Genomic DNA, 16,214 nt, shown 5'->3' with positions numbered 1-16,214 from the left:
ACCGGGGTCTCAGCTATCGCCGGACGTGTCGCTGATGCCGCCTTCTTCAGGGCTCTGAACCTGGTCGATCCAGGTCTGGAGATTGTAGTAGGTGGTGATGCGGGCAATCTTGCCGTCACTGATTTCAAAGAAGCTTCCCGCCGGAAGATCGTAGGTCTGCCCGTTGGCCGCCGGCAGGCCCTCGTCGGTGGCGATATAGGTGCCGTGCACGATGAACTCCGCTGCTGCACGCGTGCCGTCTTCGTTGACGAAGAGAACGATGTCCGAAAGGCGCTCCTTGTAGCAGCGCGTCATGTGCACGTTGAAGGACCAGAACTTGTCCTTGCCGACACGCCGCTCTCCCTGATTGACATCGTGCACCAGATCTTCGGCGACAAGGCTCTCCATTTTCTTTGTGTCACCGGCATTGAAGGCAGCGAAGTAAGTGTCGATCAAAAAGCGGGATTGCTTGTTTGGCATGTCGTCTCGCACATGTTGGATTGCAACGCACCGGCGAGTTTGCCCGCGACGTGAATCGAGCGCAAGCACTGTTGTCCGGTTTGACCCGGTAACGATCTATTGGGGCGCCCCCCGGTCAATGAACTTGTCATTCCGGCTGAAGCGCAGCGGAAGGCCGGAAGCCAGTAGCCACTTGTTTCTCCTTCTTCTCTTAGCCTCTCGTCAAAGGGAATACTGGTTCCCGGTCTTGCCGCAGCTGCGGCAAACCGGGACGACAAATCCCGGGAAATACCGTATCCCGACTTGGCACCGATCGGAATTGCACTGCTATCTCAGAGGCATAAGTTCGAATGCATTTTTCAAACCGGACAGCAGCGCAGCGCAAAGGCAAGACATCTGCGCGTTTGCAACGTCCGCGCAACCCTAAAGGCCTGCTGGGAAGCAAGGCCTGCGCATATGCGAATGCGCCTGGTAGCCCCAATCCGCAAAAGTGTGACGTAGCGACATTGACGAAAACGGGCAATCAGCTGACACTTTCGGCATGATTATTAAAGAGCTGGTTTGACAATGAAGTTTCCTGCCTCACGCATTATTGTCGATTTTCATTCCTGTCCGATGTGCGCGGGGACACCTCTTCCGATCGCGTGGAAGGGAGCCTGGACTGTCCTGACAGGCATGTTTCCGCAAGCCCGCGTGAAGGATATGTGTGTTTGCGCAGGCCCGCCACCTCCGTTCGGCGGCGATCCCATCATCACAGGGGCCTTCAATGTGCTGGTGGAAAAAATGCCGGCAGCACGCATGACGGACCTCACGCTGAAAGCGGGTGCGCTCACCACCGGCTATCCAAGGGTACTGATCGGCATGGCAGGCGCGTCCGGCGCTGGTGCCGGCGGCGCCGGCGGTGCAGCTGCCGGCCTGTCGCCGAAGCAGATTGCAGATCTGAGGCGCAACGCGCTGATGGACAAGATCAAGGAAGGCAAGTCCTCCATCAAGATCAAGGGCTCGGATGAATTCAAGGAGAAGACGCTGGCGGCACTGGACCGGCTGGCCCAGTCACCGACCGGTATGAAACTGTTGCAGGAGCTCGACTCCAGCAACAAGACAACGACGATCGTCGAGGCCGGCCCCGGCAAGGGCAACACGGAGACCGCGAAAAACTGGAAAGACGGGCTTTACGACACGACCAACGACAAGCCGGGTCCGGGCACGGACAGCACGGTCAAGTTCAATCCCGACCGCGACAAGCTGAATTCCGAGGACTGGAAAACCAGGGACCCGGCAATCGGCCTGGGACACGAGCTGATCCACTCCTACCATGATGGCAACGGCACGACGGACGGACGCAAGGAAGTCGAGTACACGGGCAAGGACGGCAAGAAGCACAAGGCACCCGGGTATGAACTGCAGACGGTCGGGCTCGGGGAATACGAAGACAAGGAACTGACGGAAAACAACATCCGGAAGGATTTTGATGATCTGGAAATCGGCAAGAATGACGAAGAGCACCAGAGACCTTACTACTAACAGCGGTCAAACTGGCGCATCGTGCCGGTCAAGCTGTTTTACCTACAGGATATTATCCAAGACCATTCCGGCAGGAGCCTGCGCATGTTGACTGTTTCCATCAAGGCGATCACCGCCGCTTCGTTTGCCCTGGCCTACCAGATCACCAACACCGATCAGGCGGATATCTACGTTGCCGATCTGGTTTACAAACCCGCCGCAGACGGCAATCTGACGGTCGACCCGAAGACCGCCTATGTCATTCCGACAGATGACGGGACGCTCTACGTCGGCAAACTCCTGTTGAAGATCCCGGAGGGCATGAAGGTCGAAAGCACGGAAAAGCCCTACTACAGACGCCTCGCACCCGGAGAAAGCCTTGCAGGCGAGATCGTCTTTCCAAACCCGGCGGTCGCGTTCCACCCCTATAACAGCTATCGGCTTGGGGAGAACCCGTTCGCCGCGCGCCGGATCGTGGTCCAGATCGGCGTCATCAGCGCACGGGACCTGAAACCGGACGAGGCAACGCTCACACCCGCGCCGGACTTCGGCCCCGCCTATTTCAAGGCCGATTACGGCTATGGTCTCCAGTATCAGACGGTACTTGATGCAGAAATCGACGTCACCAACACAGGCGCCGCGTTTCTGCCGGTGACCGGTGTTGACTGATGAGACGACTATTCGGATCAAAAGCCGGACAAGCCGCGCGCGAGCCACTGTGAGCGGGGTATTTCCTCGCCGATCTTGAAGCTGAACCGCTCGACCCGCGTGACACCCGCGTTTGTCTCGCACCGGAAAGCAATGTCAAACCAGCGCCCGAGGCTGCGAAACGCCACGCGTTGGTATTCGAGCACAGTTCCTCCCCTCGCGCGCGCGCGTGGCAGTGCTTCGGGTGGCACGGGGCTCACCGCCGTCAATTGCGCGTCGAGTTCGGTCATGCAGAGCAGGCTCAGCCGCTCTCCCTCCGTGAGCCCGCGCATCCTCGCCGTGATACGCGGGTTGTTGGCGGAATAGATCTGCCGTGCCTGAATGTGGCCCGGACGGCGCACGGTTCCGGCAGACGATGACGCCGACGAGGAAGCAGACGGCGTGGCACGGGCAACCTGGCGTGCCGGTTTCGGTGCAGGCGGGGCCGCGCTGACAATCGGCCCCACCGTGCCGAAGTCATCGGGTGCGATCTCGTCTGCATTGCCGACATCTGAAGCAGCCTCCGTTCCGGCCTCGGCCAGTTCCACCGGCTTCGGCTGCGGTTCGGGCGTGACATCCGTTTCCGTTTCGATGACCGGACCGGCAAGGGGGTCGAAGTCGTCTTCAATCTCGGTCTCCGACGGCGTTTCCGGAGTGGTTTCTTCTGCAGCCGCGATCTCTTCTTCAGGCACGTCTTGTTCCGGTTGCTCTTCTTCCGGAACATCCGCCTCGGCTGTATCGGCCTCGGCAACCTCCTCTTCAGTGACCGGTTCGTCAGCCGGTTCGGAGGTCACCACGTCCTCGTTGACTTGCTCGGCGACGTCCTCTGCAACATCGTCGTCTCCGGTGCCCGCGTCTGCGATCTCCTGCGCCTCATCCAGGGCTTCCGCCGCTTCGGCTTCCTGCGTGTCTTCCGTCTCCGCGACCTCTTCCTCCATGGGGTCCTGCAGCGGCTGAAGTTCCGTTTCCTGCTGTTCGGGCTCTTCCTCGGCAAACTCCTGGACAGCCTCCTGAATGGACGGTGGAGGCTGGTCTTGCTCCGTCTCTTCTTCTTCCGGGGCAGGCGCCGGTTCGGGAGGCAGCTCTTCCACTTCTGCCTCTTCGGTTTCCTCCTGCTCGGGCGCCGGCTCGGGCGGGAGATTTTCTTCCTGCTCGTCCTGTTCTTCCGGTTGCTCCTCGCTTTGGGGCTGGTCTTCTGCAGGTGCTTCTGCGGAGGCGTCGTCGTCCGCCGGGGCGGGCAGCGTGATGATCTCCACCTCGACGGGGTCCTGACCGGGCTCGGTCACATAGCCTGAAATGCCGCCCAGGAGGACGAGCGCAAGAGTTCCGTGAAGGACAAGCGACGTTGCGAGTCCCCAGGTAAATGTCTGCCGGTCGTCTTTGGCCGTCTCGATCATCGGACGGTTCATATCTGCGATTATGGCCAAAAAGGCGCCCTCGACCGAAATTCCGCGATCACCATTTCTTCAAGAAGGGTCCGCGTCGTAAACAAAAAACCCGGCATCGAAGCCGGGCTTTTCACAATTCACTCGAACTGGCCAGCGTCTTAGCTGTCCAGGAAGGAGCGCAGTTTGCGGGACCGGCTCGGATGCTTGAGCTTGCGCAGCGCTTTCGCTTCGATCTGGCGGATACGTTCGCGGGTCACCGAGAACTGCTGCCCGACCTCTTCCAGCGTGTGGTCGGTGTTCATGCCGATGCCGAAACGCATTCTGAGCACGCGCTCCTCGCGCGGCGTCAGCGAGGCAAGAACCCGTGTGGTTGTTTCGCGCAGGTTCGACTGGATGGCCGCATCGATCGGCAGAACCGCGTTCTTGTCCTCGATGAAATCGCCGAGATGGGAATCTTCCTCGTCGCCGATGGGTGTTTCCAGCGAAATCGGTTCCTTCGCGATTTTCAGGACCTTGCGGACCTTCTCCAGCGGCATCTGCAGCTTCTCGGCCAGCTCTTCCGGGGTCGGTTCGCGGCCGATCTCGTGCAGCATCTGGCGCGATGTGCGCACGATCTTGTTGATCGTCTCGATCATGTGCACCGGAATTCGGATGGTGCGCGCCTGGTCCGCGATGGACCGAGTGATGGCCTGCCGGATCCACCAGGTTGCGTAGGTGGAGAACTTGTAGCCGCGCCGGTACTCGAATTTGTCGACCGCCTTCATCAGGCCGATGTTGCCCTCCTGGATGAGATCCAGAAACTGAAGGCCGCGATTGGTGTATTTCTTGGCGATCGAGATCACGAGACGCAGGTTCGCCTCGACCATCTCCTTCTTGGCGATGCGTGCCTCGCGCTCGCCTTTTTGCACCATGGCCACGATGCGGCGGAATTCGGTGATCTCAAGGCCGGTTTCGGTCGCAAGCGTCTGGATCTCCTGACGCAGCTCGCGCACGGTCTCTTTTTCCTTGGCGATGAAGTTCTTCCAGCCGCGCGTCGACAGGTTGGCAACCTTGCGAAGCCAGTTCGGGTCCAGTTCGGCGCCCTGATACTGTTTCAGGAAGTCGGTCCGGTCGACATTGTAGCTATCGGCGAGACGCAGCAGGCGGCCTTCATAACCCATGAGGCGCTTGTTGATGTCGTAGAGCTGGGCAACGAGAGCATCGATACGGTTCTGGTTGAGCGACAGGCTCTTCACGTCGACAATGATGTCTTCTTTCAGCTTTTTGTAGCGGCGCTCCTGGCTCGGTGACAGGGTCTTGTTGGCCAGCTTGTTCTCGACAAGCTGGTCCTGCAGGCGGCGCAGTTTCTTGTAGTTGTCGGCGATGTTGTCGAAGGTCTCCAGGACGCCGGGCTTCAGCTCGGCTTCCATGGCGGACAGGGAAACGTTGGATTCGAACTCGTCGTCATCCTCTTCTTCGCTCTCGCCTTCCGCATTCTCGTTTTCCGTGTCCTCCGAAGCGCTCTCGGCAGGCTTCTCCTCGCGGGATTCGGTCGGAGCGACATCGTCATTTGCCACCTGCGGACCGGCCTTTGCATCCGGACCGGCATAGGTCGCTTCGAGATCGATGATATCGCGCAGCAGAACCTGGGCTTCGTTGAGTTCGTCGCGCCAGATGATAATCGCCTGGAAGGTCAGCGGGCTTTCGCAAAGACCCGCGATCATGGCCTCGCGGCCGGCCTCGATGCGCTTGGCAATCGCGATCTCGCCTTCGCGCGACAGAAGCTCCACGGACCCCATTTCACGCAGATACATGCGCACCGGGTCGTCGGTCCTGTCTGCCGGCTCCTTTGTGTTGGTGGTCTTGGCGACTGCCGTGGTGGTCGTCGTGGCCAGTTCACCGCCATCAACTTCTTCAGGACCGTCTTCCGCTTCGTCGGAATCGATCACGTTGATGCCCATGTCGGACAGCATCGACATCGTGTCTTCGATCTTTTCGGAAGAAACCTGTTCGGAGGGCAGGACCTCGTTCAGCTCGTCATAAGTGACATAGCCGCGCTTTTTCGCGGCCTTGATCATCTTCTTGACGGCGGCATCCGACAAATCAAGAAGCGGGCCGTCCGGGCCGTCCGTGCTTGCTTCCTGCGTTTCGTCTGCTTGCGTCGCTTTGGCTACCATATTGTGCTCCAGTTCGCGACCGTCGTGGTCGCGCCGCGCTCTATTTCCGGTTTCAAACCGACTTGCCCTTTGCGCGCCGGCAGTGCCTGCGGCGGCGTCTGAAGGAATCAGTCATGTTCGGTTTGTAAGCCGTGTCCCTTAAGTCCCAATTAACCGTGCGCATTTCGACATTGATATTTCTTGTCATCAATGAAGCACACGGCCTTTGTTGAGGCACACGCGGATGCGCATGCCGAAGCGGTTTTCAAACGGGTCTGCAGCGTTTTTAGACTATTGGCCGCGGGCAGGCTTGGGCTCCGGCGCTTGAATGCTGCAAAACCCCTATTTAGCTCGGTGCGCACGATTCGCAAGTGTGATTCGTCATCGGTCAATCGGAAAATGCAGTTTTTTGGTGTCTCGCACACGTTTGGCGACGCATTCGGGAAACCCGGACCGGCACTCACGCTCGTCTCGGCGCGTCGGCGGCACATGCGCGACCGCCGACCGTTGCCGTTATGGCGCCGCCGCCACCGGCGGTGCCGTCCTGATCTTTTTCGCCCGTTCGGCGAGATCCGCCTCGTCACGTGCACATTCTTCCCGCCTGCGGCTCAGGTCCTGCGTCAGGGCTTGAATGCGCGCCCAGGAATGTTCGTCCAGCTGTTCGTCCGCTGTCTCCAGCTCACCGGAAAGCTCCTCTTCAAGCGCATTCAGTTCAAGCTGGTCCAGGAAATGCAGATACGCCGCTTCGACAAAATCCTCGGGCGGATTGGATTTCAACAGAGGAAACCGGTGGTTCAGAGCGGAGAACTCCGCCATGCGCTGCTCCTGCAGGCCAATCGTCTCCAGCATCATTTCGTTCATGACCTCTCGCAGGGGCGCGTCGAAGGAACTGGTCAGCTGGGCGATCGGCGATGCTTCCAGGTCGTCGACGATCCGGCACAGGACATCCCTGAGCTGAAGATGCAGATCGTTCGTGAACGGCAATCCGGAGAAGCGTTCGAAATTCCGGTCGAGCAGATGCGGAAACCGCATGCACAGGCCGAGAACCAGCCGCTCCGTACCGAACGCATTGCTGGTCGCCACCCGTTCGCGCACGAAACCGAGACCGACGGGAGCGTCGGTCGCCGTCTTGCCGTCCCGGCGGCTCTGCCGCGCCTGTTCGAAAAACAGGTTCGACAGCTTGAACTTGAGGTCGAGCTGATAGCGCCGTCTCACGCGTTCATCGCGGATGGTGCCGATCAGATCATCGAACCGTTTTTCAAGCGCGGCCTTTCGTTCGGGCGTGTCGATCCGCGAGACCGAAATCTCGCGTTCCCAGACGGCGTCGAAGAGCGCCTGGGCCTTGCCCACCTCCTGCCGGAACCCGTCCAGACCCTTTTCCTTGACAAGGTCATCGGGATCCATGCCATCCGGCAGAAAGCAGAACTGGAACGAGTACCCGCTTCGCAGGACCGGGAAAATCCGGTCGATCGCCCGATGGGCAGCGGAGACACCGGCCGCATCACCGTCGAAGCAGATCACAGGCTCGGGCGCGAATTTCCACAGCCGGACAACCTGGTCTTCCGTGAATGCGGTGCCGAGAGACGCGACGACATGCCGAATGCCCGCCTGCCAGAGCGCGATGGCATCCAGATACCCCTCCACCACGACCGCTTCCTGGGATTTGAAGGCAGGCTCGCGGGCGCGATGCGCGTTGAACAGCATGACGCCCTTGTGAAAGAGCGGCGTTTCCGGCGAGTTGAGATATTTCGGCTGCCCGTCCGGCAACAGCGTACGTCCGCCGAACGCGACGACCCGGCCGCGATCATCCTGGATCGGGATCATCAAACGCCCCCGGAACCGGTCGTAGGCGGGTCGCCCGTCATCCGGACGGATGACAAGACCCGCTTCCACCATGGCGGCTTCCGGGATCTCCCGTCCGGCCAGGTAGGACTTGAGCGCATCGCGGTTGTCCGGCGCGAAGCCGAAGCGGAATTCGCGAAGCGTCTCCGGGGCCAGCCCCCGCTTCGCGGTATAGGCCCTGGCCTGCTCACCACGCGGCCCGGCATACTCGTTCTGGAAAAACTGTGCCGCCATCTCGCAGATATCCGCAAGCCCGGCCCGCTTCTTCTCGCGCCGCGCGGCCTGCGGATCCGGCGCAGGCAAGGCAACACCCGCCTGCTCCGCGAGACGCTCCACGGATTCCGGAAAACTCAGCCCTTCAGTTTCGCACAGAAAGGTAAAGTGATCGCCCGAGGCACCGCAGCCGAAGCACTTGTAGCGATTACGCCTGTCGTCGACGTGGAAGCTGGGGCTCTTTTCCTGATGAAACGGGCAGCAGGCCCAATAGTCACCCTTGCCGGGCTGCGTTTTGCGGCGGTCCCAGGTCACCCGCCGGGCAACAATGTCCGACAGTGTCAGCCGGGCGCGGATTTCATCAAGTAGACGCGGTTCAAAACGCATGTGCAAATACGAACGATCAGCTGTTTGCCTGGGGGCTTCCGGCAGTCGAGGCATCCACTACCGGACCGGTCAGCAAAGATAGAATGAGTTTCCAGGCAGCGCCAGTGCCATGACACGGCAATGCCCACATTCGCGCAACCTGTTGATGGCCGTTTGAAAACTGTCAGGTCCCGCAGTTGCAGGAACAGGCGTGCGGGCTGTCGGCAGGAACCTCAGCTCTCGGCGACATCATCGGCGCTTTTGGATGCGTGATATCCGTTCGCCTCGCTGCGCAGCATTTCCTTCACGAAGCAGGAGGCCTGCACAAAATCCATTTTTCCCGGATAGCGGCTCTTCAAGGCGCTCATGCAGCGGCCGATATCGCGAAGCCCGTGTGCGTCGATGTCCTTGACGGTCTCCTCGCACAACGAGCGGATTTCCTCGTCGCTTAACTGAACGGGGAGAAACTCGCGGATGATGTCCTGCTCGACACGTTCCTGCTCGGCAAGATCAAGCTGTCCGCTGGTCTCGAATTCTTCCGCGGAGGTTTCCCGCTGCCGGACCATTTTCTGAAGGATTTCGACGACTTCCGTTTCACCGACACCGTCCTTGCCGTTGTCGCGCGCGGCCGCCTCTCTGTCCTTGACTGCCGTCTGGATCAGGCGAAGCGTCGCGCATCTGCGCTTGTCGCCGTCCTCCTGCGCCAATTTCAGCGCAGAGCCGATTCTTTCGCGCAATTCGTCGCGCATGGTTCACCCTATCCCTGCCGCACTGAGCCAACGGGCGGATTGGCGCCCTTCCACAACACTCAGCCAAGCTATTGAATTTTAACGATCTTTTTTCAAAGGATCAATATTGACGATCCCGGTCGCTTCCCATAGAGTCCCGCGCTTGATGCAGACGGCTTTGAGCACGCAACTTTGCCTGCCGTAGACGCCTATCCTGCAGCGCATGATGTCACCAACAGACTTTGGATACAAGACATGACGACTGCAGACGCATGGTCTGAGACCCCGGCGACCGCCCTGCTTGTGCTTTCAGACGGCAGCGTGATTGAGGGTCAGGGTCTCGGTGCCACCGGCCAAGCCGTTGGTGAGATTTGCTTTAATACCGCGATGACCGGCTATCAGGAGATCCTGACTGACCCGTCCTATTCGGGTCAGATCATCACTTTCACTTTTCCGCATATAGGAAATGTCGGTGCGAATGACGAGGACATCGAAACGGTCAACATGGCGGCATCGAGCGGCATTCGCGGCGTTGTCCTTGCGGCATCGATCACGGACCCGGCCAACTACCGGTCGGCCAGACATCTCGACGCGTGGCTGAAATCGCGAAACCTGATCGGCATCTGCGGCGTCGACACGCGCGCCCTGACCGCTCTGATCCGCGAGAAAGGTGTTCCGAACGGGGTGATCGCGCATGCGCCGGACGGACGCTTCGACCTCGCGGCGCTCAAGACAGCCGCGGCGGAATGGTCCGGACTGGTCGGCATGGACCTCGCAAAGGACGCGTCGACAACGCAAACCCATCCCTGGTCTCAGACGACGTGGAAATGGAATGAAGGCTACGGCGAGGCGAAGGCAGGCGACTTCAAGGTTGTCGCCATCGATTTCGGCATCAAGCGCAACATCCTGCGCCTTCTGTCGGAAGCCGGCTGCGATGTAACCGTTCTGCCTGCAACCTCCACCGCGAGCGACGTGCTTGCACACGAACCGGACGGTGTCTTTCTGTCGAACGGTCCGGGCGATCCGGAGGCGACAGGCGAATACTCGGTCGAGATGATCAGGGAAGTGGTTGAAAAGGGCGTGCCGACATTCGGCATCTGTCTCGGTCATCAGATGCTGGCGCTCGCACTGGGCGGCAACACCGTCAAGATGCACCAGGGCCACCACGGAGCCAATCACCCCGTGTTCGATCACACCACCGGCAAGGTGGAGATAACCTCGATGAACCACGGCTTTGCGGTGGATGCCGAAAGCCTCCCGGACAATGTGGAACAGACGCACGTCTCGCTGTTCGACGGGTCGAACTGCGGACTGGCCATCAAGGACAAGCCGGTGTTCTCCGTCCAGTACCACCCCGAGGCATCACCTGGACCACGCGACAGCCACTATCTGTTCAAGCGGTTCACCGACCTGATGCAGGCGTCCAGGACGGCCTGACGCCATCCGTTCACCTTCAACCGGTCACCTTCGCACAGCGCGATCATGACTCAAGACACGCAGAGCGACTGCCGCGGCCCGTGTTCAGGCAGCGTTTCGCTTGCGCAATAGCAAACACCCCGGTCCGCTCCGCGAACCGGGGTTCCTGCATTATTTCCTGCGAGCTTAGGCGATCAGTTCGTCGAACGCGGACAGGATCTGCTCGACTTCGGCAACCTGCTCATCAAGCATCTGCTTCTGTTCGACAAGAATTTCCTGCTGCCCCTTGCAGATTTCCTGCAATTCGCGGAATTGATCCTGCTTGCTTGCGCTGCTTTCGACCAGCTTGATCACGCGCCGGATCTCGGCAAGCGTCAGACCGATCTTCTTCGCCTGGGCAATCACGCGCATCCTGGAGACATCCCGGGTGCCGTAGAAGCGGCGCGCGCCTTTGCGAACAGGGTTCAGGAGCCCCTTTTCTTCGTAGAAGCGCAAGGTTCTGAGCGTCACGTTGAAGCGCTCAGACATTTCAGAGATCGCGAGGGAGCGATCTTCAAGGACCAGTTCGTTGTCCGGACCGGCTATGTCCGGAACAATGACCATGGTGGTAGCGACATTGTTCATAATGTTTAGCCCGATCTTTTTCTTTTGTTTCGAGTTCCACCCTTGTTTTCCACGCTCCCGATTTGCCGGTCCCACCTCCGGCGCGTCAGGTCCCACTAGCGTGTCGACAACGGTCGCTCGATTATTGCCATTGCACACGGCACGAAGCCTAAGCCTTTTGACGGCCACGACTTACAGCCTAGACTAATACACCTGTTCGATAGTTAAAATCTAGGTAAAAATCAGAATTATTGGTAATTTTTAACATAGGTTTCAGATTACAAAAAAACAAAACGTGACCAATTATAGAAAGACTAGTGCACCGACAAACGTTATTCACAGCGCCAAACTTCGATAGTTACATCAATATTAATTATCGATAATCTGACATGAATAAATCACGTTTTCTATAACTGCGAATTCCTGTTCACGCTTATTTACGTCGCGGCAGGAAGAGGATGGAAAACTACTTAGTTTTCCTTGCTTTGCCATGCTTTTTTGTTTTGGTCACCAAATCAATTTTAGATGGTATGTAGGAGATTCATCGTGATGAAGTAGCAAAGGAAAAGAACAACCCTGAATGCGCCGGGACCACAATCACTTCCTTAGCGCGATTACTGTCGCAATTTAATACAGATCGGTATTTTTTCGCGAATTTACGTTGGTGAAAAATGCGCCTGTGGACAACTTTCCTTGACGACGACTGCCAATCACGATGCCCTGGTATCCAGGCAACTGAAAAACGGCGCTTGCGGTGCCCAACGAGACCTTCGGGATTTGAGACAAACCCAGCGGTGACAGCCCCTTTACTGCGAACATCCTTCCCAGAAAGACAAAAAAGAGCACATTGTGCACTTCTTGATTGACAAAGTGCAATCCAGGTTATTTTTCTGAGGTCGGTCGGCGTGTGGCCCGCAATGCGCTCACGCGAAACTATTGCCTTTGGAACAATCGAAATATGGCCGAAAACAAAACAAAAACCGCCGCGTCGGGCATGACACCGCAACAGTTCCGCCATTGGAGACGTGCGCTCGGACTGAAGCAGAAGGATGCCGCGGAGCGGTTGGGCCTCAAGAAACGAATGATCCAGTATTACGAAAAGGGCAATCGCGACGGCCGGCCGGTGGAAATACCCAAATCGATACGTCTGGCATGTTATGCCCTGTCGGAAGGAATCGGCGATTTTGACGGCCTGTCGACAACACCGCTCGGCCCCGATCTGCCGGATGCGGACTGATTGGGCAATTTTCGTTCCGGAAAACGACCTGATGTGGCCGGCCCGGGGTTTCCTAGCGATGCGCTTTTCCCTATAAGACGCGCTCAGCCAACATTGACACTTACCGTCAGACCGAGCCAGACCGGAGAGCGCAAGCGCTGATCGGACTGGCCGCTGCGAGCTGCGAGCCGAGATGCCTAAACGCACAGATATATCTTCGATCCTGATTATTGGCGCCGGTCCGATCGTCATCGGACAGGCCTGCGAATTCGACTACTCGGGCACCCAGGCCTGCAAGGCACTGCGCGAAGAAGGCTATCGCATCATTCTGGTCAACTCGAATCCGGCGACCATCATGACCGACCCGGACCTGGCGGATGCGACCTATATCGAACCGATCACCCCGGAACTGGTGGCCCGGATTATCGAAAAGGAACGGCCGGACGCCCTGCTGCCGACGATGGGCGGTCAGACTGCCCTCAACTGCGCACTTGATCTGGAACAGATGGGTGTTCTGGAAGAATTCGGCGTGGAAATGATCGGCGCCCGCGGCGACGTCATCGAAAAGGCGGAAGACCGCGAGAAATTCCGCGCTGCGATGGACTCCATCGGCCTGGAGAACCCGCGCGCCTGCATCGCGTCCTCTCCTGCCATTCGGAGTGAGGACGGCCGGATCACCGGATACGACCGCAACGCCGGTTACCTGGAAGCCATGCGTGCGCTCGACGAAATCGGCCTGCCGGCGATTATCCGCCCCGCATTCACGCTCGGCGGCACAGGCGGCGGCGTCGCCTATAACCGGGAAGAGTACGAGACGATCGTGCGCTCCGGCATCGACGCCTCTCCGGTGGGGCAGGTCCTGATCGACGAGAGCCTTCTTGGCTGGAAAGAGTATGAGATGGAAGTGGTTCGCGACAAGGCGGACAACTGCATCATCATCTGCTCGATCGAGAACGTCGATCCGATGGGTGTTCACACCGGCGACAGCATTACCGTGGCTCCTGCGCTGACACTGACGGACAAGGAATACCAGATCATGCGGGACGCCTCGATCGCGGTCCTGCGCGAGATCGGCGTGGAGACAGGCGGCTCGAACGTGCAGTTTGCCGTCAACCCCGACAACGGCCGGCTCGTCGTCATCGAAATGAACCCGCGCGTCTCGCGGTCCTCGGCCCTCGCCTCCAAGGCGACCGGGTTTCCGATCGCCAAGATCGCCGCGAAACTTGCTGTCGGATACACGCTCGACGAGCTGGAAAACGACATTACCGGCGGTGCGACACCGGCCTCCTTCGAGCCGACAATCGACTATGTCGTCACCAAGATCCCCCGCTTTGCCTTCGAGAAGTTCCCCGGTTCGGAGTCAAACCTGACGACCGCCATGAAATCGGTGGGCGAGGTCATGGCTATAGGGCGGACCTTCAACGAAAGCCTCCAGAAAGCGCTCCGCGGCCTTGAAACGGGTTTGAACGGCTTTGACGAGACCGACATTCCAGGCCTCGACCAGGGCGACGACAGGAACGCCCTGCGCGCTGCGGTATCAAACGCAACACCGACGCGGCTCCTGAATGTCGCGCAGGCCATGCGGCTCGGCATGTCGATCGAGGAAATCTACCAAGCGAGCGGCATCAACACCTGGTTCCTGGAACAGATTGCCGACATTCTGGCAATGGAGGCCAAGGTCAGGAACATCGGACTGCCGCAGGACGCCTCCAACCTGCGCAAGCTGAAGGCCATGGGTTTTTCGGACGCAAGGCTTGCAAGCCTTGCCGGTCTCGACGCCAACGACGTGGTGAAGTTGCGCGATGAGCTGGGCGTTCACCCGGTCTACAAGCGGATCGACACATGCGCGGCCGAGTTCGCCTCTCCGACCGCCTATATGTACTCCACCTACGAAGCGCCGTTCATGGGCGCACCGGCCTGCGAAGCAGACCCGTCGGACCGGAAGAAGGTCGTCATTCTCGGCGGCGGCCCGAACCGGATCGGCCAGGGCATCGAGTTTGACTATTGCTGCTGCCATGCGGCCTTCGCGCTCGACGATGCGGGCTACGAGACCATCATGGTCAACTGCAACCCGGAAACCGTCTCGACGGACTACGACACCTCGGACCGGCTCTATTTCGAACCGCTCACACCGGAAGACGTGCTGGAGATCATCCGCAAGGAAAAGGAGAACGGCACGCTCCATGGGGTGATCGTCCAGTTTGGTGGACAAACGCCGCTGAAGCTGGCGCAGGCGCTCGTCAAGGCGGACGTGCCGATCCTGGGAACGGCGCCGGACATGATCGACCTTGCGGAAGATCGTGACAGGTTCCAGAAACTCCTGATCAAGCTCGGTCTGAAACAGCCGGAAAACGGCATCGCTTACTCTGTTGAGCAGGGCAGGCTGATCGCCGGCCAGCTCGGCCTCCCCCTGGTGGTGCGTCCGTCCTACGTCCTGGGCGGACGGGCGATGCAGATCATCCGCGACGAGGAAGCCCTCAATTCCTACCTGCTCGGCACGCTGCCGGAGCTTGTGCCGGCGGAAGTTCGCGCCAAGTATCCCAATGACAAGACCGGCCAGATCAACACGGTTCTCGGCACCAACCCGCTGCTGTTCGACCGGTACCTGGAAGGCGCGATCGAGGTTGACGTGGATGCGCTTTGCGACGGCAAGGACGTCTTTGTCTGCGGCATCATGGAACACATCGAGGAAGCCGGCATTCACTCCGGCGACAGTGCTTGCTCCCTGCCGCCCTTCTCTCTTTCAGACGACCTGATCGACGAACTCAAGCGTCAGACAACCGCGCTGGCTCTGGCCCTTGAAGTGGGCGGTCTCATGAACGTTCAGTACGCCATCAAGGATGGCGAGATCTATGTACTGGAAGTCAACCCGCGCGCCTCGCGGACCGTGCCCTTCGTCGCCAAGACCATCGGCGCGCCGATCGCGAAAATCGCCAGCCGGGTCATGGCCGGCGAGAGCCTGGCATCCTTCGGACTGGCTGAACCGAATGTGGACCACATCGCGGTCAAGGAAGCGGTCTTCCCGTTTGCGCGTTTCCCCGGAGTCGACACGATCCTGGGACCGGAAATGCGGTCCACAGGGGAAGTCATGGGCCTCGACACCGCGTTCGGCACGGCCTTTGCGAAGGCGCAGATCGGCAGCGGCACCGGCGTGCCGGACCAGGGCACCGTGTTTGTCTCCATGCGCGACGCCGACAAGGAAGGCGTCGTGGACGCCGTGAAGAACCTGGAGGCGGCCGGTTTTGCCATCATCGCAACGGGCGGCACCCAGAAATATCTTCAGGACCAGGGCATTTCTGTCAGGAAAATCAACAAGGTGCTTGAAGGCCGGCCACACATCGTCGATGCCGTGAAGAATGGCGAAGTGCAGCTCGTCTTCAATACGACGGAAGGTGCACAGGCGATCGCCGACAGCCGGTCCATGCGGCGGGCCGCGCTCCTGAACAAGGTTCCGTACTACACGACACTGGCCGGGTCCGTTGCGGCAGCCAAAGGTATTGCCGCCCGCAAGGCGGGGAGCCTTGAAGTAAGACCTTTACAATCCTACTTCGGCTAGGGCTATTATACTCGTTGACCGGCCGGGAAAGCGCGCCTTTCCCGGCTTGGTTTGTTTTTGTAAATACGCGGTCCTCGAAATCGGCAAGATAAGCCCACGGGACCCAATAAGCTGAAGGTCTGA

11 protein-coding genes and 1 pseudogene are annotated in these 16,214 nt (G+C 59.3%); 6 read left to right on the top strand and 6 right to left on the bottom strand.

Annotation, left to right across the window (positions count from 1 at the left end; translation table 11 throughout):
- Nucleotides 1-9: 9 nt before the first annotated feature.
- Entirely contained in the window at nucleotides 10-459 is a 450-nt protein-coding gene (locus ACO08A_RS18695; protein ID WP_422037461.1) for a ketosteroid isomerase-related protein, read from the bottom strand.
- A 546-nt stretch (nucleotides 460-1,005) separates the two neighbouring features.
- Here ACO08A_RS18695 and ACO08A_RS18690 point away from each other — a divergent pair.
- The 3 genes and pseudogenes from ACO08A_RS18690 to ACO08A_RS18680 form a co-directional block, all read left to right on the top strand.
- Nucleotides 1,006-1,191 (top strand): annotated as a pseudogene (locus ACO08A_RS18690) (hypothetical protein); the annotation flags it as partial.
- 30 nt (nucleotides 1,192-1,221) lie between these two features.
- Nucleotides 1,222-1,962 (top strand): M91 family zinc metallopeptidase, encoded by a 741-nt coding sequence (locus ACO08A_RS18685; protein ID WP_422041779.1) that lies wholly within the window; start codon nucleotides 1,222-1,224, stop codon nucleotides 1,960-1,962.
- 84 nt (nucleotides 1,963-2,046) lie between these two features.
- Nucleotides 2,047-2,610, top strand: a complete 564-nt coding sequence (locus tag ACO08A_RS18680) for a hypothetical protein (RefSeq protein WP_422037460.1) — start codon at nucleotides 2,047-2,049, stop codon at nucleotides 2,608-2,610.
- A gap of 17 nt (nucleotides 2,611-2,627) precedes the next feature.
- Here the strand turns inward: ACO08A_RS18680 and ACO08A_RS18675 are convergent, their stop codons facing one another.
- The 4 genes from ACO08A_RS18675 to ACO08A_RS18660 all read right to left on the bottom strand — a co-directional run bounded on the left by ACO08A_RS18675 (nucleotide 2,628) and on the right by ACO08A_RS18660 (nucleotide 9,309).
- On the bottom strand, nucleotides 2,628-4,025 hold the full coding sequence (locus tag ACO08A_RS18675; protein WP_422037459.1) for a DUF930 domain-containing protein: 1,398 nt from the start codon (nucleotides 4,023-4,025) through the stop codon (nucleotides 2,628-2,630).
- Nucleotides 4,026-4,174: 149 nt separating this feature from the next.
- A complete protein-coding gene (gene rpoD / locus ACO08A_RS18670; RefSeq protein ID WP_422037458.1) occupies nucleotides 4,175-6,172 on the bottom strand; it encodes an RNA polymerase sigma factor RpoD in 1,998 nt (665 codons plus the stop codon).
- A 492-nt stretch (nucleotides 6,173-6,664) separates the two neighbouring features.
- On the bottom strand, nucleotides 6,665-8,593 hold the full coding sequence (dnaG, locus tag ACO08A_RS18665) for a DNA primase (protein WP_422037457.1): 1,929 nt from the start codon (nucleotides 8,591-8,593) through the stop codon (nucleotides 6,665-6,667).
- Nucleotides 8,594-8,805: 212 nt separating this feature from the next.
- Nucleotides 8,806-9,309, bottom strand: coding sequence for a GatB/YqeY domain-containing protein (locus ACO08A_RS18660; protein WP_422041778.1), 504 nt, complete (start codon nucleotides 9,307-9,309; stop codon nucleotides 8,806-8,808).
- A 246-nt stretch (nucleotides 9,310-9,555) separates the two neighbouring features.
- On the opposite strand from ACO08A_RS18660, the gene carA reads away from it, so the two are divergent.
- Entirely contained in the window at nucleotides 9,556-10,737 is a 1,182-nt protein-coding gene (carA, locus tag ACO08A_RS18655) for a glutamine-hydrolyzing carbamoyl-phosphate synthase small subunit (RefSeq protein WP_422037456.1), read from the top strand.
- A gap of 165 nt (nucleotides 10,738-10,902) precedes the next feature.
- Here carA and ACO08A_RS18650 read toward each other — a convergent pair whose 3' ends face one another.
- Nucleotides 10,903-11,340, bottom strand: coding sequence for a MerR family transcriptional regulator (locus ACO08A_RS18650; protein WP_306145645.1), 438 nt, complete (start codon nucleotides 11,338-11,340; stop codon nucleotides 10,903-10,905).
- A 937-nt stretch (nucleotides 11,341-12,277) separates the two neighbouring features.
- Between ACO08A_RS18650 and ACO08A_RS18645 the strand changes: the two genes are divergently transcribed.
- Nucleotides 12,278-12,556, top strand: a complete 279-nt coding sequence (locus ACO08A_RS18645; protein ID WP_422037455.1) for a helix-turn-helix domain-containing protein — start codon at nucleotides 12,278-12,280, stop codon at nucleotides 12,554-12,556.
- Nucleotides 12,557-12,728: 172 nt separating this feature from the next.
- A complete protein-coding gene (gene carB / locus ACO08A_RS18640; RefSeq protein ID WP_422037454.1) occupies nucleotides 12,729-16,091 on the top strand; it encodes a carbamoyl-phosphate synthase large subunit in 3,363 nt (1,120 codons plus the stop codon).
- Nucleotides 16,092-16,214: the final 123 nt, after the last annotated feature.

Origin of the sequence: Roseibium sp. (genome assembly GCF_965232425.1) — a bacterium.
Classification (GTDB): domain Bacteria; phylum Pseudomonadota; class Alphaproteobacteria; order Rhizobiales; family Stappiaceae; genus Roseibium.
The sequence above is the reverse complement of the archived record's forward strand: the minus strand, read 5'-3'. Positions and strand labels throughout refer to the sequence as shown.

What these genes read in the sequence shown, in the direction of transcription:
- ACO08A_RS18685 (WP_422041779.1), top strand. Translation starts at nt 1,222, where the DNA reads ATGCCGGCAGCACGCATGACGGACCTCACGCTGAAAGCGGGTGCGCTC.
- ACO08A_RS18645 (WP_422037455.1), top strand. Translation starts at nt 12,278, where the DNA reads ATGGCCGAAAACAAAACAAAAACCGCCGCGTCGGGCATGACACCGCAA.
- ACO08A_RS18650 (WP_306145645.1), bottom strand. Translation starts at nt 11,340, where the DNA reads ATGAACAATGTCGCTACCACCATGGTCATTGTTCCGGACATAGCCGGT.
- dnaG (WP_422037457.1), bottom strand. Translation starts at nt 8,593, where the DNA reads ATGCGTTTTGAACCGCGTCTACTTGATGAAATCCGCGCCCGGCTGACA.
- carA (WP_422037456.1), top strand. Translation starts at nt 9,556, where the DNA reads ATGACGACTGCAGACGCATGGTCTGAGACCCCGGCGACCGCCCTGCTT.
- ACO08A_RS18675 (WP_422037459.1), bottom strand. Translation starts at nt 4,025, where the DNA reads ATGATCGAGACGGCCAAAGACGACCGGCAGACATTTACCTGGGGACTC.
- ACO08A_RS18695 (WP_422037461.1), bottom strand. Translation starts at nt 459, where the DNA reads ATGCCAAACAAGCAATCCCGCTTTTTGATCGACACTTACTTCGCTGCC.
- rpoD (WP_422037458.1), bottom strand. Translation starts at nt 6,172, where the DNA reads ATGGTAGCCAAAGCGACGCAAGCAGACGAAACGCAGGAAGCAAGCACG.
- carB (WP_422037454.1), top strand. Translation starts at nt 12,729, where the DNA reads ATGCCTAAACGCACAGATATATCTTCGATCCTGATTATTGGCGCCGGT.
- ACO08A_RS18680 (WP_422037460.1), top strand. Translation starts at nt 2,047, where the DNA reads ATGTTGACTGTTTCCATCAAGGCGATCACCGCCGCTTCGTTTGCCCTG.